General features: G+C 67.7%; 27 protein-coding genes. 12 read left to right on the top strand and 15 right to left on the bottom strand.

What is annotated here, in order from left to right; translation table 11 throughout:
• Window positions 1–51 precede the first annotated feature (51 nt).
• Window positions 52–705 (bottom strand): FMN-dependent NADH-azoreductase, encoded by a 654-nt coding sequence (locus ACWF99_RS32845; protein WP_452538294.1) that lies wholly within the window; start codon window positions 703–705, stop codon window positions 52–54.
• A gap of 133 nt (window positions 706–838) precedes the next feature.
• Between ACWF99_RS32845 and ACWF99_RS32840 the strand changes: the two genes are divergently transcribed.
• From ACWF99_RS32840 to ACWF99_RS32820, 5 genes are all read left to right on the top strand, one after another.
• Complete coding sequence (locus tag ACWF99_RS32840) at window positions 839–1180, top strand: winged helix-turn-helix transcriptional regulator (RefSeq protein WP_378639071.1); 342 nt, start codon at window positions 839–841, stop codon at window positions 1178–1180.
• Between the two features lie 208 nt (window positions 1181–1388).
• Entirely contained in the window at window positions 1389–3161 is a 1773-nt protein-coding gene (locus tag ACWF99_RS32835) for a hypothetical protein (RefSeq protein ID WP_452538311.1), read from the top strand.
• Entirely contained in the window at window positions 3158–3352 is a 195-nt protein-coding gene (locus ACWF99_RS32830) for a hypothetical protein (RefSeq protein WP_452538293.1), read from the top strand. The genes ACWF99_RS32835 and ACWF99_RS32830 overlap by 4 nt, the downstream gene beginning before the upstream one ends.
• Window positions 3349–3726, top strand: coding sequence for a hypothetical protein (locus ACWF99_RS32825; protein WP_378639065.1), 378 nt, complete (start codon window positions 3349–3351; stop codon window positions 3724–3726). The genes ACWF99_RS32830 and ACWF99_RS32825 overlap by 4 nt, the downstream gene beginning before the upstream one ends.
• Window positions 3723–5051 carry a hypothetical protein gene (locus tag ACWF99_RS32820; protein ID WP_452538292.1) on the top strand — a complete coding sequence of 443 codons (1329 nt, stop codon included), beginning with the start codon at window positions 3723–3725 and terminating at the stop codon, window positions 5049–5051. Before ACWF99_RS32825 ends, ACWF99_RS32820 begins: the two co-directional genes overlap by 4 nt.
• A gap of 5 nt (window positions 5052–5056) precedes the next feature.
• On the opposite strand, the gene ACWF99_RS32815 is transcribed toward ACWF99_RS32820, so the two are convergent.
• Window positions 5057–6199: a serine hydrolase domain-containing protein gene (locus ACWF99_RS32815; protein ID WP_452538291.1), complete on the bottom strand. Its 1143-nt coding sequence runs from the start codon at window positions 6197–6199 to the stop codon at window positions 5057–5059.
• Window positions 6200–6385: 186 nt separating this feature from the next.
• Between ACWF99_RS32815 and ACWF99_RS32810 the strand changes: the two genes are divergently transcribed.
• On the top strand, window positions 6386–7030 hold the full coding sequence (locus ACWF99_RS32810) for a GNAT family N-acetyltransferase (protein WP_452538290.1): 645 nt from the start codon (window positions 6386–6388) through the stop codon (window positions 7028–7030).
• Between the two features lie 313 nt (window positions 7031–7343).
• Here ACWF99_RS32810 and ACWF99_RS32805 read toward each other — a convergent pair whose 3' ends face one another.
• Together ACWF99_RS32805 and ACWF99_RS32800 are read right to left on the bottom strand one after the other, a co-directional pair.
• Window positions 7344–7910 carry an RNA polymerase sigma factor gene (locus ACWF99_RS32805; RefSeq protein ID WP_378639051.1) on the bottom strand — a complete coding sequence of 189 codons (567 nt, stop codon included), beginning with the start codon at window positions 7908–7910 and terminating at the stop codon, window positions 7344–7346.
• Between the two features lie 232 nt (window positions 7911–8142).
• On the bottom strand, window positions 8143–8904 hold the full coding sequence (locus tag ACWF99_RS32800) for a class I SAM-dependent methyltransferase (protein WP_452538289.1): 762 nt from the start codon (window positions 8902–8904) through the stop codon (window positions 8143–8145).
• Between the two features lie 153 nt (window positions 8905–9057).
• Here ACWF99_RS32800 and ACWF99_RS32795 point away from each other — a divergent pair, with 153 nt between their 5' ends.
• A complete protein-coding gene (locus ACWF99_RS32795; RefSeq protein ID WP_452538288.1) occupies window positions 9058–9948 on the top strand; it encodes a ribonuclease Z in 891 nt (296 codons plus the stop codon).
• Window positions 9949–9986: 38 nt separating this feature from the next.
• Here ACWF99_RS32795 and ACWF99_RS32790 read toward each other — a convergent pair whose 3' ends face one another.
• Together ACWF99_RS32790 and ACWF99_RS32785 are read right to left on the bottom strand one after the other, a co-directional pair.
• Window positions 9987–10397 carry a hypothetical protein gene (locus ACWF99_RS32790; RefSeq protein WP_378639045.1) on the bottom strand — a complete coding sequence of 137 codons (411 nt, stop codon included), beginning with the start codon at window positions 10395–10397 and terminating at the stop codon, window positions 9987–9989.
• A 74-nt stretch (window positions 10398–10471) separates the two neighbouring features.
• Complete coding sequence (locus ACWF99_RS32785; protein WP_378639043.1) at window positions 10472–11125, bottom strand: TetR/AcrR family transcriptional regulator C-terminal domain-containing protein; 654 nt, start codon at window positions 11123–11125, stop codon at window positions 10472–10474.
• Window positions 11126–11218: 93 nt separating this feature from the next.
• Between ACWF99_RS32785 and ACWF99_RS32780 the strand changes: the two genes are divergently transcribed.
• Entirely contained in the window at window positions 11219–11590 is a 372-nt protein-coding gene (locus ACWF99_RS32780; RefSeq protein ID WP_452538287.1) for a nitroreductase family deazaflavin-dependent oxidoreductase, read from the top strand.
• Window positions 11591–11632: 42 nt separating this feature from the next.
• On the opposite strand, the gene ACWF99_RS32775 is transcribed toward ACWF99_RS32780, so the two are convergent.
• Window positions 11633–12169 (bottom strand): DUF3145 domain-containing protein, encoded by a 537-nt coding sequence (locus tag ACWF99_RS32775; RefSeq protein WP_378639037.1) that lies wholly within the window; start codon window positions 12167–12169, stop codon window positions 11633–11635.
• Between the two features lie 103 nt (window positions 12170–12272).
• The gene (locus ACWF99_RS32770; protein WP_378639035.1) at window positions 12273–13088 is read right to left on the bottom strand and encodes a serine hydrolase domain-containing protein; all 816 of its coding nucleotides are present in this window, start codon (window positions 13086–13088) and stop codon (window positions 12273–12275) included.
• A gap of 39 nt (window positions 13089–13127) precedes the next feature.
• On the opposite strand from ACWF99_RS32770, the gene ACWF99_RS32765 reads away from it, so the two are divergent.
• Window positions 13128–14324: a serine hydrolase domain-containing protein gene (locus ACWF99_RS32765; protein WP_452538286.1), complete on the top strand. Its 1197-nt coding sequence runs from the start codon at window positions 13128–13130 to the stop codon at window positions 14322–14324.
• Window positions 14325–14401: 77 nt separating this feature from the next.
• Here ACWF99_RS32765 and aztD read toward each other — a convergent pair whose 3' ends face one another.
• From aztD to aztB, 3 genes are all read right to left on the bottom strand, one after another.
• Complete coding sequence (gene aztD / locus ACWF99_RS32760; protein ID WP_452538285.1) at window positions 14402–15562, bottom strand: zinc metallochaperone AztD; 1161 nt, start codon at window positions 15560–15562, stop codon at window positions 14402–14404.
• A gap of 26 nt (window positions 15563–15588) precedes the next feature.
• Complete coding sequence (aztC, locus tag ACWF99_RS32755; RefSeq protein WP_378662755.1) at window positions 15589–16461, bottom strand: zinc ABC transporter substrate-binding protein AztC; 873 nt, start codon at window positions 16459–16461, stop codon at window positions 15589–15591.
• Window positions 16462–16613: 152 nt separating this feature from the next.
• Window positions 16614–18770: a zinc ABC transporter permease AztB gene (gene aztB / locus ACWF99_RS32750; protein WP_452538284.1), complete on the bottom strand. Its 2157-nt coding sequence runs from the start codon at window positions 18768–18770 to the stop codon at window positions 16614–16616.
• On the opposite strand from aztB, the gene aztA reads away from it, so the two are divergent.
• Both aztA and ACWF99_RS32740 read left to right on the top strand, forming a co-directional pair.
• A complete protein-coding gene (aztA, locus tag ACWF99_RS32745) occupies window positions 18762–19439 on the top strand; it encodes a zinc ABC transporter ATP-binding protein AztA (RefSeq protein WP_452538283.1) in 678 nt (225 codons plus the stop codon). The two genes, aztB and aztA, sit on opposite strands and share 9 nt — an antisense overlap.
• A 10-nt stretch (window positions 19440–19449) precedes the next feature.
• Window positions 19450–19806 (top strand): iron chaperone, encoded by a 357-nt coding sequence (locus ACWF99_RS32740; RefSeq protein ID WP_452538282.1) that lies wholly within the window; start codon window positions 19450–19452, stop codon window positions 19804–19806.
• Here ACWF99_RS32740 and ACWF99_RS32735 read toward each other — a convergent pair whose 3' ends face one another.
• The 3 genes from ACWF99_RS32735 to ACWF99_RS32725 all read right to left on the bottom strand — a co-directional run bounded on the left by ACWF99_RS32735 (window position 19807) and on the right by ACWF99_RS32725 (window position 22701).
• Window positions 19807–20937: an NDMA-dependent alcohol dehydrogenase gene (locus ACWF99_RS32735; protein ID WP_378639020.1), complete on the bottom strand. Its 1131-nt coding sequence runs from the start codon at window positions 20935–20937 to the stop codon at window positions 19807–19809. It abuts the gene before it with no gap.
• Between the two features lie 104 nt (window positions 20938–21041).
• Window positions 21042–21566, bottom strand: a complete 525-nt coding sequence (locus ACWF99_RS32730; protein WP_452538281.1) for a DinB family protein — start codon at window positions 21564–21566, stop codon at window positions 21042–21044.
• 70 nt (window positions 21567–21636) lie between these two features.
• The gene (locus ACWF99_RS32725) at window positions 21637–22701 is read right to left on the bottom strand and encodes a phosphotransferase family protein (RefSeq protein WP_378662752.1); all 1065 of its coding nucleotides are present in this window, start codon (window positions 22699–22701) and stop codon (window positions 21637–21639) included.
• Window positions 22702–22771: 70 nt separating this feature from the next.
• Between ACWF99_RS32725 and pabB the strand changes: the two genes are divergently transcribed.
• A complete protein-coding gene (pabB, locus tag ACWF99_RS32720) occupies window positions 22772–24832 on the top strand; it encodes an aminodeoxychorismate synthase component I (RefSeq protein WP_452538280.1) in 2061 nt (686 codons plus the stop codon).
• 66 nt (window positions 24833–24898) lie between these two features.
• Here the strand turns inward: pabB and ACWF99_RS32715 are convergent, their stop codons facing one another.
• A complete protein-coding gene (locus ACWF99_RS32715; protein ID WP_378639012.1) occupies window positions 24899–25390 on the bottom strand; it encodes a hypothetical protein in 492 nt (163 codons plus the stop codon).
• Between the last annotated feature and the right edge of the window lie 270 nt (window positions 25391–25660).

Below are 25660 nucleotides of genomic sequence, written 5' to 3'. Positions count from 1 at the left end.
GTTACCGAAACCCCGGGCTATGTCCGGGGTTTCGGCGTCAACCGGGTGCGCTCAGCCCGCTATATCGACGACTTCGCGCTCAGGAGTCAGGTCGGCTACCCGGTTGCGGGCGCGTTCGAGGGATCGCTGTAGGCGCTCGCCGCCGAATTCGTCGTTTCCCGTGTAGACGAACTCGACCTCCTCGATGCCGATGAAACCCAGAGCCGTGCGCAGGTACGGCTCCACGTGGTTCAGGCTCGCCAGCGGACCGCCCGTCTCGTAGCCCGCGTCGCCGGTGCCGACGATGACGAAGGCGCGCTTGCCGGAGGTGAGTGGTGTGTACGGAGCCGCGGCCTCGGGATCGAAGGAGAAGGTGCGGCCGACCCGGACGATCTGGTCGATGTAGGCCTTCAGCATCGCCGGTACCCCGAAGTTGTACATCGGCACGCCGAGCACCAGCACGTCGGAGGCGAACAGCTCGTCCACCAGCTGGTCGCTGTAGGCCAGGGTGTCGCGCATCGGCGCGGTGCGCTCCCCCGGCGGGGTGAAAGCGGCGGCGATCCAGTCCTCGGTGAGGTGCGGAGGTGGTTCGTGGCCGAGGTCGCGGCGGATCACCGCGTCACCGGGCCTGCCCTCGCTCCAGCGCGCGACGAACTCCCCGACCAGCGTGCGGGTGTGGGAGCGCGATCGGCGCGGGCTGGCATCGAGCTGAAGTAGCTGGGCCATCTCTGAAACTCCTGTCGGGACCGGGTCTGCTTGCTGGATCGAGCCTGCCCGACAGGGAATATCCGCGTAAGAACGCACATTTCTGTTACCCAGTACCCTTTTCCATACCTGTGCCGGTGAGACGAGGATGTGCATGGCGAGACGTAAGCAGGATCTCGATTTCGACTGCCCGGTCGAGGTCACCCTCGATGTGATCGGCGGCAAATGGAAGGGCATGATCGTCTTCCATCTGAGCGAGGGAACGGCCCGGTTCAACGAGATGCGCCGAGCCATGGCGCACGTGACCCAGCGAATGCTGACCGCGCAGCTGCGCGAACTCGAGCGCGACGGCGTACTCACCCGCACCGTGTATCCGGAGGTTCCGCCCCGCGTCGAGTACGAACTGACCGAGTTCGGCCGCGGTCTCGTCCCGATCATTCTGCTGATGGAGACCTGGGGCGAGCAGTACCGTGAGCAGCTACGTCCGGCCGGGTAGCACCTCGCGCGGCTGAGCGCCGACCCGCGACCTGTGCGCGCGGGGTATCGGCGTAGCGCGGAATTCGGGATACTGTTCGTTACCCCGCAGACCGGGCGCTTCGACATATCGGAGGACTGCCGTGGCCACAGTGTTGAGCGATCCGTCGACGATCCTGGCCGCGCCGGGCACCGAGGGCGGTGGCGCTGCCCTCGATCAGGTGGCGCTGATGACCGGCGCTGCCGCGGTGGTCGGTGCGGTGCTGCTGTGGGTGGCCTACCTGCACCGGACGCGACGCATCACCTGGCTGCAACGGCTGGCCGACTTCAGCGGCCGCCTCATGAACCGTCCCGGCTGGGTGGCGCTGCCGATCGCGATGTTCCTCGCGACCATCCTGACCGCGTTTCTCGGCTTCATCTGGGACGTGAGCCTGCATGTCGGCAAGGGCCGCGACGACGGGCCGCTGGCCAACCCGGCGCACTACTTCATCCTCGTCGGCCTGTTCTTCCTCTTCATGGCGGGCATGCTCGCGATCATCCTGCCGCTCGACGAGAAGCCGGGCAGGGCCGCGGTGAAGATCACCCGCGACTGGTACGCCCCCGTGGGCGGCATCTTGATCGCCGGTGCCGGTCTGTACGCGCTGATCGGCTTCCCGCTCGACGACATCTGGCACCGGCTGTTCGGCCAGGACGTCACGCTCTGGGGACCGACCCACCTCATGCTCATCGGCGGCGCCGGTCTGTCGCTGATCGGTGTGCTCCTGCTCGAACTCGAGGGCCGCTACAACCGGCCCGACCCCGAACGCACCGACGGGCGGATGCTGTGGGCGATCCAGGCCTTCGCTTTCGGCGGCCTGGTGATCGGGCTGTCGGTGTTCCAGGTGGAGTTCGACTTCGGCGTCGAACAGTTCCGGCTGGTGCTGCAACCGATGTTGATCGTCTTCGCCGCCACGATCGCGCTGATCTCGGCGCGATTGACGCTCGGACCACTCAGCACGCTGCTGCTCGTGGCCTTCGCCTTCTGCGTGCGGTACATCGTGGCGGTCCTCGTCGGCACCGGATTCGAGGCACCACGCAATGTGTTCCCGCTCTACCTCGGTGCCGCGATCGTGGTCGAACTGCTCGCCCTCCTGCCGCTGATCCGCCGACCGCTCTGGTGGGGCGCGCTCACCGGGCTCGGTGTGGCGACGGTCGGCATCTGGCTCGAATCGCTGTGGATCGAGCGGATGTTCGTCAACCCCTGGGTCGGCGGGATGTGGCTGGAACTGCTCGCGATGGCGGTGCCCGTCGGTGTGGCCGGCGGTGTGATCGGCGCGATGCTCGGCACCGTCTTGCGCGGTGAGGCACTGCCCAGACCCGCGGTGCGGCGTGGACTCGTGGTCGCCGCGGTGGTAATCGCGGCGGCGGCGACCGCGAACGGGCTGATCATCCGGGTACCGGAGAACGCGACGGCGACCGTCGCACTGACCGACACCGATCCCGAGCAGGGTGGGCGGATGGTCACCGCCGACATCCGGCTCTCCCCCGACGATCTCATCGGTTCCGATCCGGAGTGGGTGCAGATCCTGGCCTGGCAGGGCGGTACCGGCGACGACAGCCCCGGCCACGGCCTCGTCGTGGACAAGCTGCGTCGCGTCGCCGACGGCCACTTCGTCTCCACCCGGCCCGTCCCCGTGCACGGCACCTGGAAGACGGTGCTGCGCCTGCAGGACGGACGCATGCAATCCGCGCTCCCGATCTTCATGCCGCTCGATCGCGGCATCGGCGCCGCGGAGGTGCCCGCGCCCGCGAGCTTCACCCGGCCGTTCGTCGAGGAGATCTCGGTCCTGCAGCGCGAGCGGTCCTTCGATCACCCGTCCTGGCTGATCGGTCTGGCGGGCCTGGTGGTGCTGGCGTGCAGCCTGGCCTTGATCGCGGCGATGGCGTGGGGTGCGGCCCGCGTCAACGACCGCTATCTGGCGGCGGGCAGCACACCGGACCAGAAGGCGACGGCCGGACCATGATTCGCCAGGAGAACGTCGAGATCCTCGCCGACCACTCCCTCCTGCTGGCGATCCCGGCTTTCCTGCCCGCGGTGGCACTGGTCGGCCTGGTGCTGTTCATCGCGATGCGTGACCGGCGCGCGGAGAAGCGCGAAAACGAGGACGCACGAGCACAATCCGCGCCGATCGACCGCACCGAGGAGAATCCGTGACACATCGTCGGCTCCGGTACGGCCTTGTCACGATCGTCGCGGGTTCGCTGCTGGTGGGCTGCTCATCGGGTGCGGAGTCCGAGCCGGCCGACGAGCCCGCGAGCACGGCCCGCACCATCGACATTCGGATCGCGAACGGCGCGGTGTCCCCGGCCAATACGCGCACCGAAGCCGCGGTCGGGCAACGCATCGAGTTGCGGGTCGACAGTGACGCCACCGACGAACTGCATGTCCACTCGGCCCCCGCGCACACCTTTCCCGTCGCCGCGGCCTCCGGCCAGCAGTTCGACTTCACCGTGACGGTGCCGGGCCGGGTGGAGATCGAACTGCACCACCTCGGACGGACGGTGACGACGCTGCTGGTCCGGCAGTGAACCTCCTCGCCCATGGCCTCAACGGTGCCGCTGACCTGCCGATTCCGCTCACCTACGCGTTGATCGGCGCGGCGTGGGCGCTCACCTTCTCGTTCGCGCTGCTGTTCCTCGCCTGGCGTCGACCCCGGCTCGACCCCGACTCACCGGGATTTCCGCTGCCCACGCCGGTTCGCCGGATGATCGACGCCCGCGCGACGCGGACGGTCATCGCCGTTGCGAGCGTGGTGGTCACTGTCTGCGTGCTCGTCATCGCGGTGTTCGGCTCCTCGGATCCGGCCCTGAATCCGGTGCCGGGAGTGCTCTACATCGGCGTCTGGGTCGGGGTGATGGTGGCGTCCCTGCTGATCGGACCGGTCTGGAAGGTCGTATCCCCGGTCAGGGCGATCCATCGATTCGGCTGCGTACTGCTGCGACGCGCGCCGGAGCAGGGACTTCTCCGCTATCGCGAGGGGTGGGGCTACCTCCCGGCCGCTGCGGGCCTGCTCTCCTTCGTGTGGCTGGAATTGGCCTGGCGCGCACCGGGGTCGGTGAGCTCGGTGCTGACCTGGCTGCTCGGCTATCTGGTCGTGACCGCGATCGGTCTCACGCTGTTCGGCACCGTCTGGGCAGAGCGGGCCGATCCGCTCGAGGTGTACAGCACGCTGCTGGCGTACCTGAGCGCCTACGGCCGCGACCGCGCGGGGCAGCCGGTGTTGCGGATGCCGCTGAACAATCTCGCGGGGACTCCCGGACTCGCCGGATCTGTCGCGGTCGCGGCGACGCTGCTCGGATCCACCGCCTTCGACAGCTTCTCGACTTTTCCGCGGTGGCGCGAACTGGTCGACGACCTGGCCCCGGTCGTCGACGCGACGCTGGTGCGCACGGCCGGACTACTGATCTTCATCGGGGTGGTGGGCGGACTGTTCTCCGTCGCCGCGCGCGCCACCGGCGGCCTCTCCCGCGCCGATCGGGCGCTGCTGCCGCGGCGGCTGGCACTCAGTCTCACCCCGATCGTGGCGGGCTATCTGATCGCCCATTACCTCACATTCCTCCTCGAGAAGGGGCAGGCGACAGTACTGCTGTTCGCGGACCCGCTCGACCGTGGATGGAACATCGCGGGCCTGGCCGATCGCGAGGTCGCCTACGTGCTGTCGAGTCATCCGAGTGTGCTCGCCACCTGCAAAGTGCTCGCGGTCCTGATCGGCCACGTCCTCGGTGTCGCCGCCGCCCACGACCGCTGTCTAGTGCTTCTCCCGCCGCGTCACCGGCTGACCGGCCAGCTGGCATTGATGCTGACCATGGTCGGCTTCACGTTCACCGGGCTGTATCTGCTGTTCGGGGGTTAGCGGTGTCAGGGGCACAGGGCGCGGGTCAGGATGGCCATCATGTCCGGCTGTTCGCTGGGAGGCTCGGTCCAGACGATCGTGGCGGCCCGCCCGTCGGTGGTGGCGCCGGAGAAGGTGGCGTATCCGGTGATTCCGCCGGTGTGCCCGATATAGCTGGTGCCGCAGGACAGTTCGGCCGACATCACGCCGAGACCGTATTCGGGCATGCTGTCCACGCCGGTCGGCAAGGTGGCCAGCATCTGCTGTAGTTCCGGTTCCGCCACCACCTTTCCCGCCACCAGGTCGAGGAAGTATCGGTTCAGGTCGTCGCCGGTGGAGACCAGTGCACCTGCCGCCCACGGCACCGAGGGTTCGATCCGGGTGACGTCCGTGCGAGTACCGTCGATCGGCGCGTAGCCGTGCGGGTGCGGACCGCGGATATCGTGCTCGCCGGTGGCGGGCAGATAGGTATCGGCCAGGCCCAATGGGCGAATGATCCTGTCCTGCAAGGCATCCGTATAGGGGCGTCCGGTGATCCGCTCGACGAGCATCGCGGCAACCAGGTAGTTCGTGTTCGTGTAGGTGAAGCGGGCACCCGGTGCGAACTTCGCCGGCCGCCGCAGGGCGATGGCGAGCTGTTCGGCGGGTGTGAACGTCCGGTGGTCGAGAGCGGCGCGGTATTCGTCGATCTCCGGTGCGTCGGCGAACTCCGGTAATCCGCTGCGGTGCTGCAGGATCTGACGCACCGTGATGGCCCGTCCGTCGACGCCGTCACCGACGATCGAGTCGGGCAGGTAGGTATCGATCGGCTCGTCGAGCTGTATTCGCCCCTCGGCCACGAGTTGCAGCACGATCGCCGCGACAAAGGACTTCGACACGCTGCCCACCCGAACCCGCTGCGGCGGCTCGACCGGAATCGGCACCCCGGTGGCCTGATCGCCGACACCGGCCGCCAACGTGGTGGTCTTGCCGTTCTCGGTGAGCGTCGCGATCACCCCCGACACCCCCGAGGCCACTGCCGCGTCGATGTCGTCGCGAACCCGCTGCACCCGGTCGGACGATTCCGCGCGGTTCTCGGTGGGCGAGACCTCGGGACCGTCCTCCGGATTCGCACACCCCATCAAGGAGACGACAACCGCCATCGCGGCAACGATCGAGAATCTGCGCATGATCCGACCCTAGGAATCCCGCACCGCTGACACATCCGGAACAACCCTGGACCACACCCGGAGATCACGCTGCCGCCCCGTCGGGTCCTGACGACCGCCGACCCACTCGCATCCGCTGCGGCGCTGCGAGATTCACCTTCGCGAAAATGAGATGAGCCGGATCTGGTCCGCCGGGCAGAATGACTCGTGCTCATCGACCACTGGCCGCTGCTCGGACTGCGACTGTCCACACCCCGCCTGGAACTCCGCCTGCCCGCAGACGCGGAGCTCGCCGCGCTGGCCGATCTCGCGGCGGAAGGCGTCCACGACCCTGACCGCATGCCGTTCGCCGTCCCGTGGACAGACCTCCCTCCCCGCGAACGAGCACGCTCGGTGGTTCGACACCACTGGCTCCAACTCGGCAACTGGTCCCCCGACAACTGGACGCTGAACCTCGCGGTGTTCGAGCACGGCCGAGTCGTCGGACAGCAGGCGATCGCCGCCCGCGATTACGCGACTTTGCGTGAGGTCGACACCGGCTCCTGGATCGGTCTTCGACACCAGGGGCGAGGTATCGGCACCGAAATGCGCGCAGCGGTCCTCCACCTGGCCTTCGCTGGGCTCGCAGCCACCGACGCGACGTCCGGCGCCTTCGCCGACAACTCGCCTTCGTTGCGAGTCTCCGAGAAGCTCGGCTACGAGCCGGACGGGATCCGGCGCCTCACTGTGCGCGGGAAGGCCACCGTCCAGCGCCGAGTACGTCTCTCGCGCACGAAATGGGAGAGCCTGCAGCGGACAACCGTCGGGATCGACGGGCTCACTCCGTGTCTGCCCCTGCTCGGCGCGGCGTGAGCTGTCTTCGAGCGGTCGGCCGGATTGTCGACCGCTCGAAGCCGTCAGCTTCTAGGAAGGGACTCGATGGCTGTCACTGACCCTCAGCGTGCACTGACCGCCGTCACAGGAGCGCTGTAGCCGCCTCCTGGAGATGGTCTGCACCAGTCCGATCGCCCAGCACGTCGGACACCCGCGCAACGCGACCGAACCCACGGGCAACAGCAACAAGCTGAGCGGCCCGACCACCGGGATCAGCGCCACCGACCCGATGAGGGCACCGAACCCCACCCCGCCGCGCACCAGGTGCTCGAACATGGATTTACTCGCGAAATCATCGCTCATCATTTCCTCCAGGAGCCTCGTCAGGCGTGGCCCGTAGCGCTTGTTGAACTGTCGCCCGCGCCCGGTGCAGCCGAGATTTCATCGCCGCCGTACTGAGCCCGAGCGCATCGGCGACCATCCGCCCGCTGTAGCCCTGGATATCGCGCATGATCAGCACGCTGCGCTGGTCGGCGGGCAGGTCGGCGACCGCGGCCGCCACCCGGCCCGCCTCCAGACGTCGCAGTACTTCGTCCTCGGCCGAGGCAGCCGAGATGTTGTCCTGCACGAGGATTCGTCCCGGCAGACCCGTCCGCGCCCGCCGCAGGCACTCGTTGCGAACGATCCGGAACATCCACGACGCCAGCGCACCGGAGGCCCGCAACATCCCGATCTTGCGATACAGGATGATCAGCGCCTCCTGCGCCGCGTCCTCGGCGTCTTCCGGTGTGGCACACAAGGAATGGGCGAACCGCTGGATATGCGGATGCGAACCCGACACCAGCGCCGCGATCGAATCCACATCACCACCCTGTGCGGCGGCGATCAATCGCTCATCGGGCCACCGCGACTCACCCACGCCCAGCTCGTTTGCGCTTCACGACCACCATGCACGTGCAGAGCAACACCAGACCGACCACAACACCGATACCGACGACCACAACAAACCTCCGTGTCCTGTCCCGACGTCCGTCGCGACACACATAAGAGGCACCGGCGACCCGAAAGGATTCACCCGTCCCGAAACTCGTCGGCAACCGCCGCGCACCTCGATATCGTTCGAATCACGCATACAGGCACCTCGAAGCCCGTCAAGGCCGACGAGCGGTGATGAGCCAAGAGCGTGAGTCGAAATACACACCGGTTTCGGTCTCGTGGTCGGCCAGAATTTCACGCAGCCGGGCGCGGGCTCGGTCAGCTTTGGTGGGCTCGAGCGCGGTGAGGAAGGCGGTGAACCCTGTCAGGCGGAGGAGGTTGTCGTAGGCGGCCGCGCAGTCGGGACCGTAGTAGACGGGCTCGTCGAGCTCGGTGAAGTCGATGTCGGTGAAACCCGCTGTCGTCAGCATGGGTTCGGTCACGGTCGGGTCGGCCAGCGAGAACGGTCCGCGGCCGGGCGTGGCGATCGACGCGGCGAGGACGTCGCTGAACACCGTCGCCCATTCGTTGCGGTCGTGGCTTTGCCAGACCAGCCACGCGAGACGACCGCCCGGACGTAGAGCGCGCGCGATGTTGGTGAAAGCGGCGACCGGATCGGCGAAGAACATCACACCGAACCTGCTGATGCAGAGGTCGAAAGCGTTGGGCGGGAGGGTACTGTCCTGCGCATCGGCCAGCTCGAAACTGACATTCGACGGCCCTTCGTCGGCGCTGATGCGACGGGCCTGTTCGAGCATCACCTCCGAGATGTCGACCCCCACCGCACTCCCGTCGACGGCCGCGCGAGCCGCCTCCCGCGTCGTCTGCCCTGTGCCACAACCGATGTCGAGCACGCGATCACCAGTGCCGACCTTCGCTGCCGCGAAGAAGTGTGCCTGATGCAGACGTAGTTCGGCGTCGTAGTCGAACAGATCCATCGTTGTCCTCCGGACGCTGTGTGATCGGTGCGGGCCTCGGCGGGCGGCACGCACTCGGTCCATCTCACCATCACCGTCGTCCGCGTACCCGCTCATCGCGTCCGACGATCGAATCGACGTGACACCGACACGGCGACCCGCCAGGATGGGTCGATGTCGACACGAGAACTCGTCGTCCTCGGCACAGCCGGAGCTGTGCCCACCCGCCGTCGCAACCACAACGGCTACCTACTGCGCTGGGACGGGCAGGGCGTGCTGTTCGATCCCGGCGAGGGCACGCAGCGTCAGATGGCGCACGCGGGCGCCTCCGCGACCGAACTGAATTGGTTGTGTATCACCCATTTTCACGGTGACCACTCACTGGGTGTGCCAGGCATCGTGCAGCGACTGGGACGCGATGGGGTGCCCCACGGCGTGCACGCCGTCTACCCCGGCGAGAATGCCGAGTATTGGGACCGGCTGCGGTACGCGACGAGCTACTACGGCTCCCCCACGCTGATCGAGCACCCGGTGAGCGGCCCCGGCGAAACGTTGCAGGGCAACGGTTTCACCCTCACCGCGCTTTCCCTCGCCCACAGCATCCCCACGTACGGCTATCGCCTCGCCGAGCCGGACAGCCGGACGATTCTGCCCGAGAAGTTGCGTGAGCACGGCATTTCCGGCGCCGCGGTCCGCGAGCTGTCAGGTCCACTGCTGGAGGAATGCTCGGCGCCGAGGCCCGGCCAGAAGGTCGCCTTCGTCATGGATACGCGCCTGTGCGACAACGTCTTCGAGCTCGCGGATGGCGTCGACATGCTGATCATCGAGTCCACCTTCCTCGACTCCGAGACGGATCAGGCGCACGAACGCGGCCATCTCACGGCGCGTCAGGCGGGCGAGGTCGCGCGTTCCTGCGGCGTCAAAACTCTTGTTCTGACCCATTTCTCGGAGCGCTACACCGAAAGCGAGGACCACTTGTTCATCGAGCAGGCGAACTTCCCCGGCGCCGTCCTCGCCCACGATCTCGACCGTGTCGCCCTCCCACCGCGACGCACAGGCGGCTGAGGACAGCCGCGGCACACCGGCCGCGGCTGTCAGCGAACCTAGAAGCCGAAGCTTCCGGTCGAGGGCGTCGCGGCCGGAACGTTGACCGTGACCAACTCGGAGAACGCGAACTCGGCGCCGTTGACGCAGCCACCGCGGGCGGTGATCGTGGTGCCGGGCTCGAGGCCGTCGAGCGAGGTCACGACCGTCTTGCCGGGGTCGGCCAGTGATTCCGGGGCGCTGTCACCGAAGAACACGTGGTTGTTCTCGGGACCGACGCCCGCTTCGGCCCAGCACTGCCCCCGGTCGTTGGGGTTGCGCAGGGTGGCGGTGACGGTGCCCGCCGCGGTACCGGCGAAGGTGATCTCGGGCGCTACGAACGGGGTTGCCGCGCCCGCGGGCGCGCCGGGACCGAAGGCGACAACCGCGGCTGACGCGGCCAGGATGGCTCCAGAAATTCGTCTGTTCATCACATGTTTGATGCTGCACCACAACGGATTTCGACACAAGGACAGCGCTGCCCCAGCAATCGGGGGCTGGCGCCTCAGCGCGAAACCCGGCGTGCCTCGAGCGCATCCAGGATCAGGTCCAGACCGAAACCGAACTCGCTCGAGTAGTCGTACCCCGGTTGCAGCGCGTGGTCGACGATCATCTCGGTGAGATAGGGCAACTCATCTGCCGGAAGGTTCGCGAGAATGCCGCCCGCGACTTCCTCGACGTCGGCAGGCACGGACACGGGCAGGTTCGCCTCCTGCAGGACGAACCCGCCGACGTAGCTGTCGATCAGCGAGACCGCGTGCGCGGCCATCGGCAGCGAGAACCCGGCCTCGCGAAGAACTCCGAGAACAGCATCGTGATGACGCAGCGTCGCCGATCCGGGATTGCGGCGGGAATCCATCAGCCCGAGCGCCCAGCTGTGTCGCGCCAGAACCGAACGCGCCGAACAGGCCCTGCCCCGGATCGCATCCCGCCACTGCGCACTGCCCGCCTTCGGCAACTCGATCGCCGCGAACACCGCGTCGACGACCCCGTCGAGCATCGCGTCCTTGTTCGGCACATGGTTGTAGAGCGACATCGCCTCCACGCCGAGCTCCTGCGCCACCCGCCGCATCGTGATGGCCTCCACTCCCCCACGATCGGCGACCCGAATCGCGGCCTCCAGCACACGATCGCGGCTGAGCGGTTGTCGTACGGGCATGGAACCTCCTCGGTGACGAAGTGTTGACAAGCTTACAACCGTAAGTCAGCCTTACAGGTGTAAGTTCACACCGGCCCGAACAAGGGAGCACCCATGCCTATGCCGATTTGGTGGGGCCACATCAACAAACGCGTCTTCAACCCACGCGCTGTCGCAGGCGGAAAATGGCCGGTCCTCACCCACACCGGCCGTTCCTCGGGAAAGACCTACCGCACCCCACTCGACGCCCACCCCGTCGACGGCGGCTACCTGTTCGTCCTCGTCTACGGATCAGCCGCGGACTGGGTGCAGAACATCCTGGCCACCGGCACCGCGCAGCTCCGCAAGGACGGCCGGGAGGTAGCCCTCACCGCACCCCGCGTCGTCGGCAGAGACGAAGCGTTCCAGGCACTTCCCCCGGAAATCCCCCGCCCCCCGAAACTCCTCCGCATCACCGAGTTCCTCCGCATGAACCTCGCCGACTGACCTCAACCGGCCCGGTCACGATGAACGCGCACAGATCGGGCGTCAGCCCACATCCCGTCGCAGCCAGGTGACTTCCGCGCCGACATTGTCGGTTCCCTGACGGAACGCCTCGAGATCCTCGTCCCAGGGTGCGCCCAGGGCGCGGTCGAGTTCGGTGGAGAGGTCGAAGGTTCCGTGGACGTCCAGTTCTTTGGCGGCTTGGAGTAGGGCGCGTAATCGCATTTCGCCCAGCATCACGTCACCGTTGGCGCCGGTGGATCCGTGCCAGAGGCCCAGGGTGGGGACGAAGCTGTAGCGTTCGCCGTCGACGCCTTCGCTGGGGTCCTCGGTGACTTCGAAGCGGAGAACAGGCCAGGTGCGCAATGATTGGGCTATCCGGGCCGCGGTGCCGACGGGGCCTATCCAGTCGCTGCTGGCGCGGAGTTGCCCGTCGGCCGGTTGGGTGTTCCAGCGCAATTTCGCGGGGGACGACAGCGCGGTGGACAGCGCCCATTCCACGTGAGGGCACAACGCGGCGGGCGATGAGTGGATGTAGACCACACCCGCCGTCGCGTCAGCGAACTGACTCGATGCGCGCACTTACCAACACCTCCAGCCTCGACAAGGAACGTCTTCCCCAACGGCCCGTCGTGGTCTGGCGTGGCACGAGTGTACTGAAGTGTGCGGTGTTGCGCGTGTTACTTTACTGCGTGTTATGTGTCTCTGCGATAACGGAATCGCTGAATTTCGGCCACGCCGCTCTGGCCCAGTCACCGAAATTCTCGTCGCTCAACGCGATTGTTGCCACTCCGATTTCCGGGTCGACCCAGAGGAACGTGCCGGACTGGCCGAAGTGCCCGTAGGTGCGGGCGGAATTGGTTGTCCCCGTCCAGTGCGGGGTTTTCCCGTCGCGGATTTCGAATCCCAATCCCCAGTCGTTGGGGCGCTGGGAGCCGAATCCGGGGAGGACGCCGTTGCGGTCGGGGAATTGCACCGAGGTCGCGTCGTCCAAGGTTTGCCGGGATATCAATTGAGGTGTCAGCAACTCGGCGGCGAATAGCGTGAGGTCGGCGAGGGAGGCGCTGCACGCATGGCCGGCGGACCCGTCGAGGACCGCCGTGCGCATACCGAGCGGCTCGAAAACCGCCTCGCGCAGATACAGCGGAAATTCGATCCCGGTCACGTCGGTGAGGAAATCGGCGAGCAGTTCGAAGCCCGCGCTCGAGTAGATGCGCCGCGCCCCGGGTGCGGCGAGAACTTCGGGAGTGGCGAACGCGACGCCCGAGGTGTGGGCCAGCAGATGCCGCACGGTAGAACCGGGCGGACCCGCCGGTTGGTCGAGTTCGACCGCGCCTTCCTCGAGCGCCACGAGGGTGGCGTAGGCGACGAGCGGTTTGGTGACCGAGGCGAGCCGGAACACCCGCTCGGTGTCGCCGATGCTCGACACACTGCCGGCCGTGACCACGGCGGCGGCGGCGTTCTCGACCGGCCAGTGCTGAACCTGCTGCAACGATCGCATATCGGCAGCGTACGAGACGCGGCTACGATCGTGGACACCATGAGTCCCGCACCATCGATCCACGGCGACGTGGCGGCCGGTTTCGGCCCCGTCGCCGACGCCTTCCGCCGCAACTTCACCGATCACGGCGAGATCGGCGCCGCCGTCGCCGTCTACTCCGGTGACCAGCCACTGGTCGACCTGTGGGCGGGCCATCGCGACCGACAGCGCGAGGTGGCCTGGGAGCGCGACACGATCGTGCCGGTGTTCTCCTCGTCGAAGGGAATGTCGGCGTTCACCCTGGCGACGGCGGTGTCGCGGGGGCTGCTCGACTACGAGGCGCCGGTGGCGAAGTACTGGCCGGAGTTCGCCGCGCACGGCAAAGAGCGCATCACGGTGCGTCAGCTGATCGACCATCAGGCCGGTCTGTCGGGACTGGACCGGATCGTGAAACTGCGCGAACTGGTCGACCGCGACGCCCTCGGCGAGCTGCTGGCCGCGCAGAAGCCGGCCTGGGAGCCGGGCACCCGGCACGGTTATCACGCACTCACACTGGGCCTGTATCAGAGCGAATTGCTGCGGCGGGTGGATCCGGCGGGCCGCAGTCTCGGGCGGTTCTTCGCCGAGGAGATCGCGGGCCCGGTCGGCGCCGATCTGTTCATCGGACTGCCCGAGACCGAGTCGATGGACCGGGTCGCCCAGCTCTCGGCGACCAAGGGCTGGGACATCTGGCGCTACGAGCGGCGTGATCTGCCGCTGCGCATCGGCGGTGAGGTCTATGCCAAGCGCGGACACTCCTACGCCGCGCTGACCAATCCGCGCCCTGGCGCCCCCGCCCGCGCCGCGCGACGGGAGTTCCTGGAAATCGAATGGCCCGGCATGAACGGCGTCGGCAATGCCCGCGCGCTGGCGCAGGTCTACGGCGCCGCCGCGGGCCGCACCGGCGTGCTGCCGATCAGCGAGGACGTTCTCGACCTGCTGGCCGCCGCCGACACCGCCGACGATGTGCCCGCCGAAGACCTGGTGCTGCACACCAAGAGCCGCTACCACCTCGGTTTCCGCAAGTCGCGCGGCACGTTCCGCTTCGGCTCGGACAAACGCGCGTACGGCACCACCGGTTTGGGTGGCTCCTTCGGATTCGCCGACCCGGCAACCGGAGTGGGCTTCGGCTACAGCATGAACCGTCTCGGTATGGCGATTCTCGACGATGTGCGCAGCCGTAACCTGCGCGAGGTCGTCGTGCGGTGCGCCGCCTGAGTCAGCGATCCGAACTGACGAGCACCACGCTCGCCGGTGTTCCGTGAGACGAACACGGGCGAGCGTGGTGACCTCGATCAGTGCGCGGTAACGCCGGTCAGCTCGTTCGGCGTGGCTGCCAGAGTCACGCTGGCGGTGATGTTTCCGGCGGCCAGGTCGACACGGTGCACCTGCTTGGACGCGGGGTCGCTCACGTAGGCGACGCCGTCGCGAACGAACAGATTCGGGCGGGCGACCTGCCAGTCGAGCGGCTCCTGCCAGCTGCCGATCACCGGAATGGTGCGAACCACCGCGCCCGCGACGGGGTCGATGACGTGGATCTTGCCGTCGGTGCCCAGCACCAGCGCCTCACCCTGCGGGCCGCGAGCCAGCGAACGGAAGGTGTAGCTGGTGCCGATATCGACCAGCCGCAGCGTGCCGTCGACGGTGTTCACCAGCGAAATCTGCTGCGGGCGTTCGAGTTCGGCGTCTTTGTCCTGCTTGTAGTCACCGAGCACGATCGGCGACGCGTCGCTGCCGGACATGTTGCCGATCCGCCCGTAAGCGGTCGGGCTGGTGACCTTGGTGATCTTGCCGTCGCGGTAGACGACGGCGCCGGTCTGGCAGCCGATCACGACCGCCTCGCCCTGAGCCGCCGCTTCACCGTGCACGCCGGGGCAGTCCTCGTTGCGGGTGAGCTCCTTGCGGTCCTTGTCGAGCGCGACGACGCCGACCCGCTTGTCCTCGGTGCCGAGGGTGAGCACCATGTTCCCGTTGCTCAACTCGATCGCGACACCGTGGTGCGGAGCGGCGGCCTTGTAGACCTCCGTCGGCTTGCCGCTGTCGACCTGCGCGGTATCGAGCACAGTGACCTCACCGGAGCCGTCGGCGAACAGCACCGTCTTGCCCGCGTGCCGGACGACATGGCCCGGCTTGGCGGCGGGGAACTGGGTTCCGGTGAACGCGGCGTCGTAGGCGTCGAAGACGCGGAAGCCGTCCTTGGTCGACACCATCAGATGGTCGTCGTCCCCGACCGGGTTGAGCCGGTTGTAGCCGTCGATCTTCACCTCGCCCCGCTGGGCCAGTGACGCGCCGTCGAGGACGTAGATGCCGCCGTCGTAGGTGAGGGCGATCGGTTCGGCGCCCGGCGTGTGCGGGTGGTCGTGACCGGAATCCTCTGTGCCGCAGCCGCTCAGCGCCATCGCCGAGGCGAGTGCCGCGGACATGGCCACCATGGTGGTGGTCCGTGACCTGTTCATGTAGTGCTCCATCTCTTGTGCGTGAATTACGTGCTCGGCCCGGATAGACCACGGGCGATGGCCTCGGTGTTGGCGCGAGCCATCTCCAGATAGGTGGCCGCGCCGTCACCGGGTGCGGTGAGCGACTCGGTGTGCAGGGCGATCACCTGCACCTGTAGCCCGGTGTGTTCGGCCAGGACGCGCGACAGCCGATCGGGCTGTGCGGAGTCGGCGAAGATCGCACTCACACCCGCGGTCCTGATCGCGGTCGCGAGGTCGTCGAGATCGGAGGCGCTCGGCGAGGCCAGGGTGGTGCCGCTGGGGATCACCGCGCCGATCACCCGGAATCCGAATCGCTGTGCGAGATAACCGAAGACGTGATGGTCGGTCACCAGCTGCCTGCGCTCGGCCGGGACGGCGGCGAACCGATCGGTCATCCACCGGTCCAGCTCGTCGACCTCGCCGAGGTAGCGCCGCGTGTTCGCCCGCACCGCGTCGGCGTCGATGCCGTCGACCCGGGCGAGCACCTCGGTACTGATCGCCTCGACGGCCGTGCGCACCCGGCGCGGATCGGTCCAGAAGTGCGGATCAGGTTGTCCCGCCGACTCATCGGAGGCATAGGTGATCGGATCCACCCGCTCGGCCACGGCGAGGGTGGGAACCCCGGCACTGGTGGCAGCCCCCACATGCCGGGCCACGCCTTCCTCGAGCCCGAGCCCGTTGTGCACCACCAGCGCCGCCCGCTCGATCTCGGCTGCTTGACGTGCGGAGATACCGAACGAATGCGGATCGGCGCCCGCCTGCATCAGCACTGTCACCGGCACCGTGTCACCGACAACGGCCCGGGTCAGATCGCCGAGGATATTGGTGGTCACCACGATCCCGGACCGCTCGGCCCCGCTGCTGCACGCACTCACCAGCGGCACGAGCAGGGCAGCCGCGAACAGGAGCGGGACTGCGCGTCGGATCGTCCCCGTGATTCGACCAATGTCGTAGCGGCGCAACGGTATAGACGGCAGGGCAATTGCCCGCCGTCGGCTCGAGGGGAGAACGTGAGAGATGTGCGCGCGCTTCACAGGCCGGTCTCCACCATCAGCGAGGGCGCGATGTCCAGCGAGAACGTGCGCGCGACGCGAAGATTGTCGTTGTAGGCGATCTCGTGGACGGTGCGCGCCCGAGAGTCGTTGATGTAGGCGCGCTCCGGATCGACACTGATCACCGGATCTCCTTCGACCGCCCCGGCGATCAACGCGGTCCGCGTTGTCTCCGTGCCGGTTACGGGGTCGATGCCGTGCAGCACACCATCGCGGGTGAGCACCAGCAGCGGCGATCCCTCACCGGCGGTGTTCACCGCGACCGCGTCGGAGATCGCGGTTCGAGTCCAGGTCTTCTTCCTGATGTCGAGCGTCCACACACCGTCGCGTCCGAGCGCGGTCAGCGTGGTGCTGCCGGGGCGGTGGGTGAAGGCGCTCGCCCGGTCCGAGGTCTGCGCCGGATAGGGAATCTTCTCGGCGACGATCTCGCCCTCGCGCTGGGCCACCACGAGCGCGCCGTCGGCACAGCCGACAACAACTCCGCGCCTGGTCACGGCCTGCCCTTTCGGCTGCGGACACGGGGGAGCCTGCACTTGCCCCGCCGCGCCGTCACGCCCGCGCACCTCGACTCGACCCGAACTGTCAGCCACCACGATCTGCTCGGCATACGGCACCGCGATGCCCTCGATTCGGCGTTGCGTCCGAGCGACACCGCCGTCCAGAGCCGGACGGTCGAACAAGATCGACGCGCCGGAGTCCAGCACCACCGACGCGACGGCAGCATCGCTGTACGCACCGACGACCCCGCGGCCGCCTTCCGGTGCGGGAGAAACGCTCCCGGCGCCGGGCCCCGTATCCGCAGCACTGTCGGCCGCGGCGATCACCCCGATCTCCCGGACAGGGGCTTTGTAGTAGTGCCGGTGGTCGCCGTGGTCGACGGTCCACGCCCCGCTGTCCACGACCTGGATCGACGCACCTGAACTCAGGTACGCGAAACGCCCGTCCCCCACCGCTCCAACGGTTGACACCTTCTGGTCGCCACTGTTCGGCGACGGCGCGGTGCCACCCGGCGCGCTCGAATGCGGCTGCGCTCGACCACTTTCCGCTGAGCCGGCGTCAACGGCCGTGATCTCCCCGCTCAACAGATCGATCACCCGCACAGCCCCGGCCTCGTCGGCGACAACCACGCGTGTCTGTGCCTCGCTCATCTCCTCCGCGCCCGCGACGAACCCGTGCGGCGCCGTCTCCTCGACGACCGGCACCTCTGTTGCCCCGCAGCCCACCAACGGCACAGCGGCGAGCGCGACCACGCCCACCCGGCCGACCCGTTCCCGCACCGCGGAAATGAGCGCGGACACGAAGAACGAGCCGACGGCCACCGCCGCGATGGTGGCCCCCGCCGCGGTTCCCGCGTGCCACGAAATGACCAGGCCCCCCACGGTGGACAGTCCACCGATCAACGCGGCAACCGCCATCACCACCGGCACCCGGTTCGACCAGAACACCGCGGCGGCGGGCGGCGCGATCAGCAATCCGAAGACCAGCAGCGTCCCCACGACGTGAAACGACGCCACGATCGCCAGGGTCACCAAACCCACCAGCGCCGCGTGCGCCAGCTTCGGACGCAGCCCGAGGGTGTGCGCCTTGCGTGCATCGAAGGTGAGCGCCACGAACGCGCGATGCCCGAGCACCGCCACCACCAGCGCGACGACAAGGGCCGCAACTAGATACCACAGGTCGACGGCGCGCACGGCCAGCACATCACCGAACAGGAACCCGGTCAGATCCACCGCGAAGGACTGCGACCGCGACACGATGATCACCCCGGTCGCGAGCATCCCGACGAACAACAGCCCGATCGCGGTATCCGGCGCGAACCGCTTGCCACGGCTCAGCACCGACACCCCGGCGGCCATGGCGGTGCAACTGATCGCGGCGCCGATCATCAGGTTCCCGCCGAGCAACGCCGCGACCGCGACGCCGGGCAGCATCCCGTGCGCCATCGCGTCGCCGAGAAATGCCATGCCGCGCACCACCACCCAGGTCCCGGCGAGGGCGCACACGCACGACACGAGCAGCCCACCCCACAGCGCGCGTTGCACGAAAGCCACCTCGAACGGGGCGAACAGCCAATCCATAGCGCGAGACGATATACTGAAAATGATTATCGTTTCAATTGAGGTGAGATGCAGCACACAGATGACGCAGCAATCCGGATCGAGCGGCTGACCGCCGGTTACGCCCGGCGGCCCGTACTCCACGAGGTGACGGCCACGATCCCGCGCGGGCAGGTGACCGCGATCGTCGGACCCAACGGCTCGGGGAAATCGACCCTGCTCGGCGTTCTCGCCGGCACCGTGACCGCGCAGGACGGGACGGTGCACCGCACCACCACCCGGCGACCCGCCTTCGTGGTGCAGCACACGGCGATTCCGCAGACTCTGCCGATCACGGTGCGAGAAGTGGTCGCGATGGGGCGCTGGGCGCACCGCGGACCGTGGCGGCGACTGACCCGTGCGGATCGCGAGATCGCGCGCACCTGCCTGGAACGAATGGAGCTCACCGATCTGGCGACCCGGCGGCTCGACACCCTCTCGGGCGGTCAACGCCAACGCACGCTGCTCGCACAGGCTTTGGCGCAGGAGTCCGATCTACTGCTGCTGGACGAGCCGGCGGCGGGCTTGGACGAGGCGTCTCAGGCCAAGATCTCCGGGGTCCTGGCGCAGATCAGCGCGGCCGGTGTGACTGTCGTCCAGGCCACCCACGACCTGGACGAGGCGAGCCGGGCAGACCACTGCCTGCTGCTGCGGGACGGGCGGCTGAAGGCCGCGGGTCATCCGGAGAAAGTGCTGGTCAGAGCCTAGAGTCGAGGACATGACCGAGAAACCCGACTCCGTCGACGCCTATCTGGCGGCCCAACCGGCGTCAGAGCGCGCTGTCCTGCAGCGGATCCGCGAAACGATCCACCGCGCGGTGCCCGACACGGGCGAGAAGATCAGCTACGCCATCCCGGCCGCCACCATCGACGGCCGGGTGTTCATCTTCTTCGCGGGCTGGAAGTCCCACGTGAGCGTGTACCCCGTCCCCGAGGGGGACGAGGCGTTCGAGAAAGCCGTCGAGCCCTACAACTCGGGCCGTGGCACCTTGAAATTCCCCCTCGGCGAACCGATTCCGTACGACCTGATCGCCCAGGTCGCGGTCCGCCTCGCCGAGCGGGCGGCCAAGAGCTGACTACCAGTCGGCTTCGGTGAAGCGGATGATGCCGCGGATGTTCTTGCCGTCCAGCATGTCCTGGTAGCCCTGGTTGATCTCTTCGAGCGAGTAGCTGCGCGTGACCATGTCGTCGAGATTGAGCTGGCCCGCCTTGTAGAGCGAGAGCAGGCGCGGCGCGTCCTGACGGGCGTTGCCGCCACCGAAGATCGTGCCCTTCACCGTCTTCTGCAACATCGACAGCAGGAAGCTGTTCATCTTGACGTCGCCGGCGTCCATGCGCCCCATCGAGGTGACGACCAGAGTGCCCGCCTTGCCGGTGAGGATCAGGCCCTCTTCGACGTAGTCGCCATGCATCTCACCCATGGTGAGGATGACCTTCTCGGCCATCCGCCCCTCGGTGGCCTCGATCATCGGCATGATCGCGGCGGCCATGCTCTCGTAGGTGTGGGTGGCGCCGAACTTCTGCGCCTGTTCGCGCTTCCACGGATTCGGGTCGATGGCGATGACCTTCGACGCGCCGGAGAGCACGGCCCCTTGCAGCGCGCTCATGCCGACGCCACCGATACCCGCGATCACCACGGTCTCACCCGGCTGCACCTGTGCCACATGGGTCGAGGATCCGAAGCCGGTCGGCACGCCGCAGCCGACGAGGCAAGCCACCTCGAACGGGATGGTGGGATCGATCTTCACCACGGACGTGTGGTGCACCGTCATGTACGGGGAGAACGTGCCGAGCAGGCACATCGGGATGACATTCTCGCCACGCGCCTGGATGCGGTACGTGCCGTCCGAAATAGCCTGCCCCATCAGCAGTCCCGCGCCGAGGTCGCACAGCGCCATGTTTCCGGCGACGCACGAGGGACAGCGGCCGCAGGCGGGGATGAACGACAGGATGACGTGGTCACCCACGGCCAGGTCGGCCGGACAGTTCGGGCCGAGCTTGGTGATCACACCCGCGCCCTCGTGCCCACCCATCACCGGGTAGGACGGCATCGGCGTCGCGCCGGTGACGATGTGATGGTCGGAGTGGCACATGCCCGCCGTTTCCATCCGGATCTGCACTTCACCGGCGACGGGGTCGCCGACCTCGATCTCCTCGACCGACCATTCCTGGTCGGTGCCCCACAGGATCGCGCCCTTCGTCTTCATGCCGGTAGACCTCTCGCCAAGCTCGTGCCTCGTTGTGACTGCACTCACCCTAGCCACAAATCACCGGTTTCTGAAACACGTTCTAGAAAATATTCGAGAGATTTCTATCCGCGCACGTCATGGACGTGGTGCACGACGTCGTGCAAGAAGTACCGGCCCAGCGAGGTGACCGTGAACAGCGAACCGTCGCTGCGCGCGCCCCGCAGATCGAGCCGATCGGCGGGCACCGCACCGAACGCGGCAGCCACACGATCGGCGGCGAGCGCCAGCTCCCGGGCGACCACGGCGGGATCCTGCTGGTCGTAGCGATCGGCGACGGCGGTCGCGTCCTGATCCCAGTTCTCGAACCGCGGCGCCTCGACCCCGTCACCGTCGAGCATCAGCGCGAGCCTGGTGTCGAAGATCCGGCACACATCGCGCACATGAGCGCCGTATTCGAGAACCGACCAGGTCAGCTCGTCGGGACGCACTCGCGCGTCGTCGCGTTCGAGCGCCGTGCCGATCCTGGCGGCGCTGTCGAGCACGAGCGCGGGGACGGCCGAGTACGCGGTGGCCTCGGCATCGAATCCGCACTCCGAGCAGGCGCGTTCGAGGACCCAGGTCCAATTCTTGGTGTCGGGGACGATCATGGAAGTCAGCCTAAATTGTCCTCTTTTTATGCTCCATCAATATCCAGCCAACTATCGGCGAGATCCGGCATCATTCGGCGAGCTGAGTCGCCTGCTCGAAGAGTTCCAGCGTCACCGCGTGCAGGAAGTCGCCGACCGGTTTCGGCGCCTTGCCCGCGAACGCCCGCGCGTAGGTGCCCTCGAGGACGATGCCCAGCTTGAAGCAGGCCAGCACGGTGTACCAGGTGACGGCACTGAGATCGCGGTCGGAGAACTTGCCGTAGTGCTCGATCATCTCCGCCTCGGTCGGCAGACCGCCGACGGTGCCGAGGGTGCCCATCAGACCCGCCCCGACGGTGCCGGGCTCGGGCCGGGTCGCCAGCTGCCAGCCCAGGTCGAGCAGCGGATCGCCGATCGTCGACATCTCCCAGTCGACCATCGCCGCCACCTCGGGGCCGTCGTAGTCGAACATCATGTTCGCCAGGTGACAGTCGCCGTGCATGATGCCGGGCAGCCAGTCCGCAGGCCGGTGCCGCTCGAGCCAGTCGCCGATCCGCTCGACACCGGGGATCTGCGGGCCGGGGTAGCCCTCGTTGGCGTTGTAGGAGTCGAGTTCGCGTAGCCAGCGCGGGACCTGCCGCTCGAGGAAACCCGCGGGACGGCCGTAGTCGTCGAGGCCGAGCGCCTGATAGTCGAGGGAGCCGAGCCGGGCGATGGCCTCGACCGCGGACAGACCCATCTGGCGCCGGACCTCGGGATCACCAGCGTGCAATTCGGGCAGTTCCGTCTGTGGGTTGAAGCCGCGGATGGGCTCCATCAGATAGAACACCGCGCCGATCACCGATTCGTCGTCGCAGGCCGCGATCACCCGGGGCGAACGCACCTCGGTGTCGGCGATCGCGCGCAGCAGCCGTGATTCCCGGCCGATCACCTCATTGCTCTTGGCGCGCAGATGCTTGGGCCCGCGCCGCAGCACGTACTCACGCCCGCCCCGGGTGAAGCGCAGCATCACATTCTGCGTGCCGCCGCCGAGAGCGGTGACCGCGTCGAATTCCGTCCCGGGCAAGCCCTGTTCGTCCATCCACCGTCCGATCGCCGCGAAATCGGCGATCGCCGGGTCAACATCGACAGGTTGAGAAACAGCCATGCCGCACATTGTGCCCGGAGTTCGGCGGGGGCTGCGCGGGAATGCGCACGCGCACGCCCGGCGTAATGTTTCTGCCACGATGCGCACGCTCTTGATCGACAACTACGACTCGTTCACCTACAACCTCTATCAGCTGATCAGCGAGGTCAACGGGAGCGAGCCGACCGTCGTGCGCAACGACGAGGCCGACGGCTCCCTCGACCTCGATCAGTTCGACAATGTGGTGATCTCGCCCGGACCCGGCCGCCCGGACCGCGCCCGCGACATGGGGGTGTCGACAGCGCTGATCGCGCAGACCGATCTGCCGCTGCTGGGCGTGTGCCTAGGCCATCAGGGGATCGTGCTCGGCGCGGGCGGAACGGTGGAGCGCGCGCCACAGGCCAGGCACGGTTTCCTCGACCAGGTGACCCACGACGATCGGGATCTGTTCGCCGGTCTGCCGCAGGGCTTCACCGTGGTGCGCTACCACTCGCTCGCGGCGCGGGAGCCGCTGCCCGCGTCGCTCGAGGTGACCGCGTCGACCAGCGATGGGGTGATCATGGGGGTGCGCCATCGCGAGCGGCCGCAGTGGGGTGTGCAGTTCCACCCCGAGTCGGTGTCGAGCGAATTCGGCGCCGCGCTGCTGCGCAACTTCGCCGATCTCACCAAGGCGCGTGCACGGGTAGCCGCACCGGTGGTCGTGCGCGGACCCGCGGTCGTGGCGCCCGTTTCCCATGAACGCTCATTCAGCCTGCGGCACAAGGTGATCGAACGCGCGATCGATACCGAAGCGATCTTCCTGCGCCGTTGTGCCGACGCTCCGAGCGCGTTCTGGCTCGACAGTGAGCACGTCGAACCCGGTCTGGACCGGTTCTCCTTCCTCGGCGACGCGCGCGGGCCGCATGCCGAAATCGTCGGTTACCGGATCGGCGACGCCCGCGTCACCGTGACGGACGTCGCGGGCACCCGTACCGTCGCGGGCACGGTCCTGGACTATCTCGATCGCGAACTCCGGGCGCGGCGCTGCGATACCCCGCCGTTGCCTTTCGATTTCGCGGGCGGCTACGTCGGCTATCTCGGTTACGAGGTGAAGGCCGACTGCGGTGCGAACATCGCGCACCGCTCCCCCACCCCCGATGCCCAGTGGATCTTCGCCGACCGGCTGATCGTCGTCGACCACGAGGCCGGGCGAACTCACCTGCTCGCCCTGTGCGAACCCGCCACCGCCAGCGACGCCGAGCAGTGGCTGCGCGAGACTTCCGAGTCCCTCGACGATCTCCCCACCTGGGCCAATCCCGCCGACCTGCCCGTGCCCGCCGATCCCGACGCCGTGCAGGCGCATCTGGTGCGTGGCCGCGACCGCTATCTCGCGGATATCGCGGTGTGTCAGGACCGGCTGCACGCGGGCGAGTCCTACGAGATCTGCCTGACCGACGCGGTCGCCGTCGCCGCGGCGCCCGAGGACGGATTCGCCTTCTACCGGCGACTGCGTCGCTGCAATCCGGCACCGTACGCCGCCTACCTCCGCTTCGACGGTCTGGATGTGGCGTGTTCCTCGCCGGAACGGTTCCTGAAGATCGACCGGGATCGGGTGGTCGAGAGCAAACCGATCAAAGGCACCGCCCCGCGCGGACGGACCGCCGACGAGGACGAGCGCCTGCGTCGCGCGCTGGCCGACGACCCGAAGACCCGGGCCGAGAACCTGATGATCGTCGACCTGTTGCGCAACGACCTCGGCCGCGTCTGTGACGTGGGTTCGGTGCACGTCCCGAAGCTGATGGATACCGAAACCTATTCCACCCTGCACCAATTGGTGTCGACCGTGCGTGGCACGCTGCTTCCCGGCGCCGGGGTGATCGACTGTCTGCGCGCCTGCTTCCCCGGCGGTTCGATGACCGGCGCGCCGAAGCTGCGGACCATAGAGATCCTCGACGAACTGGAAACCCAAGCGCGCGGCATCTATTCGGGCACCATCGGTTTCCTCGGCCTGAACGGCACCGCCGACCTCAACATCGTCATCCGCACGGCAGTCCGCTACGACGACGAGTGGCGGATCGGCGCAGGCGGCGCGATCGTCCTCGATTCCGATCCCGAGGACGAGTACGCGGAGATGGTGCTCAAGGCGGCGGCGACATTCCGGGCTCTGACTCCCAGGATGTGAGTTCGATGCCCACGCGGCAACACCGATCGGGCCACATCGCGGCCGAATCGGACGGCGTTCGAGGAATCAGCGTCGCCGACGGCCGCGTTTGTCCGGCTCCGGTGCCGGTGCGGGTTCCTCGCCCCCACGCCCCGTGATCCGCCCGAGCAACCCGACACCGGGCAGCTTCGCTACCGCGCCGAACACGTCCTCCCCCAGGGAGATCATCGCCTCGAGCCGTGGCAACAACCGGTCATAGGTGGCGAACACCGGATCAGCCAGCGCCAACGTCCGATCGAGCCGATCGATCGTGCTGTTGAGCCGATCGACCGCGATCGACAGGTTCTCCACCAGATCCGGCAACTGCGCGGCCAGCTGCGCCGACGCGGGCGGCAACCGAACCGCCGCGTCGAAGGCGTACCCCGCAGTCTGCTGAGCGGCATCGATAGCCTGTCCCGCCGCAGTCTGCGCCGCCCCCACCGCCGCCTGAGCCGCCGACAGCAACTCCGCCCCCGGCACCTTCCGCGCCTGCGCCGGAGCAGGCTCCTCCGCGCGCCCCCGTCTCCTCGGGTTCGTCATAACACCACTGTGCCCCAAGGACGCCACAGACGCAGGGAAGCACACCCCGCACCGCCTCGTGTCACGCCAGAACTCCGCCGCCTACCGCACCACCCCAAACCCGCAGACCGCCCTCACCCCCGACCACACGGTCCACCCCAGCCGATCCCCCTCTTCAACAACCCACCCAACCCACCCACCGCACTCCCGACCCCTAGGGAGGGACGGCCACGAAGTGGCCGGTCCGCGGCCGGGCCGCCGGTCAGGCGCCGGTGCGTAGGCGACGAAGGA

This window comes from Nocardia sp. NPDC055002 (genome assembly GCF_053608825.1).
This window is presented reverse-complemented; position numbering and strand designations above follow the sequence as displayed.

What these genes read in the sequence shown, in the direction of transcription:
- ACWF99_RS32790 (WP_378639045.1), bottom strand. Translation starts at nt 10,397, where the DNA reads ATGAACAGACGAATTTCTGGAGCCATCCTGGCCGCGTCAGCCGCGGTT.
- ACWF99_RS32840 (WP_378639071.1), top strand. Translation starts at nt 839, where the DNA reads ATGGCGAGACGTAAGCAGGATCTCGATTTCGACTGCCCGGTCGAGGTC.
- ACWF99_RS32735 (WP_378639020.1), bottom strand. Translation starts at nt 20,937, where the DNA reads ATGAAGACGAAGGGCGCGATCCTGTGGGGCACCGACCAGGAATGGTCG.
- ACWF99_RS32780 (WP_452538287.1), top strand. Translation starts at nt 11,219, where the DNA reads ATGCCTATGCCGATTTGGTGGGGCCACATCAACAAACGCGTCTTCAAC.
- ACWF99_RS32800 (WP_452538289.1), bottom strand. Translation starts at nt 8,904, where the DNA reads ATGGATCTGTTCGACTACGACGCCGAACTACGTCTGCATCAGGCACAC.
- ACWF99_RS32740 (WP_452538282.1), top strand. Translation starts at nt 19,450, where the DNA reads ATGACCGAGAAACCCGACTCCGTCGACGCCTATCTGGCGGCCCAACCG.
- ACWF99_RS32830 (WP_452538293.1), top strand. Translation starts at nt 3,158, where the DNA reads ATGATTCGCCAGGAGAACGTCGAGATCCTCGCCGACCACTCCCTCCTG.
- ACWF99_RS32815 (WP_452538291.1), bottom strand. Translation starts at nt 6,199, where the DNA reads ATGCGCAGATTCTCGATCGTTGCCGCGATGGCGGTTGTCGTCTCCTTG.
- pabB (WP_452538280.1), top strand. Translation starts at nt 22,772, where the DNA reads ATGCGCACGCTCTTGATCGACAACTACGACTCGTTCACCTACAACCTC.
- ACWF99_RS32785 (WP_378639043.1), bottom strand. Translation starts at nt 11,125, where the DNA reads ATGCCCGTACGACAACCGCTCAGCCGCGATCGTGTGCTGGAGGCCGCG.
- ACWF99_RS32725 (WP_378662752.1), bottom strand. Translation starts at nt 22,701, where the DNA reads ATGTGCGGCATGGCTGTTTCTCAACCTGTCGATGTTGACCCGGCGATC.
- ACWF99_RS32835 (WP_452538311.1), top strand. Translation starts at nt 1,389, where the DNA reads ATGACCGGCGCTGCCGCGGTGGTCGGTGCGGTGCTGCTGTGGGTGGCC.
- aztA (WP_452538283.1), top strand. Translation starts at nt 18,762, where the DNA reads ATGCAGCACACAGATGACGCAGCAATCCGGATCGAGCGGCTGACCGCC.
- ACWF99_RS32730 (WP_452538281.1), bottom strand. Translation starts at nt 21,566, where the DNA reads ATGATCGTCCCCGACACCAAGAATTGGACCTGGGTCCTCGAACGCGCC.
- ACWF99_RS32770 (WP_378639035.1), bottom strand. Translation starts at nt 13,088, where the DNA reads ATGCGATCGTTGCAGCAGGTTCAGCACTGGCCGGTCGAGAACGCCGCC.
- ACWF99_RS32765 (WP_452538286.1), top strand. Translation starts at nt 13,128, where the DNA reads ATGAGTCCCGCACCATCGATCCACGGCGACGTGGCGGCCGGTTTCGGC.
- ACWF99_RS32795 (WP_452538288.1), top strand. Translation starts at nt 9,058, where the DNA reads ATGTCGACACGAGAACTCGTCGTCCTCGGCACAGCCGGAGCTGTGCCC.
- aztD (WP_452538285.1), bottom strand. Translation starts at nt 15,562, where the DNA reads ATGAACAGGTCACGGACCACCACCATGGTGGCCATGTCCGCGGCACTC.
- ACWF99_RS32715 (WP_378639012.1), bottom strand. Translation starts at nt 25,390, where the DNA reads ATGACGAACCCGAGGAGACGGGGGCGCGCGGAGGAGCCTGCTCCGGCG.
- ACWF99_RS32845 (WP_452538294.1), bottom strand. Translation starts at nt 705, where the DNA reads ATGGCCCAGCTACTTCAGCTCGATGCCAGCCCGCGCCGATCGCGCTCC.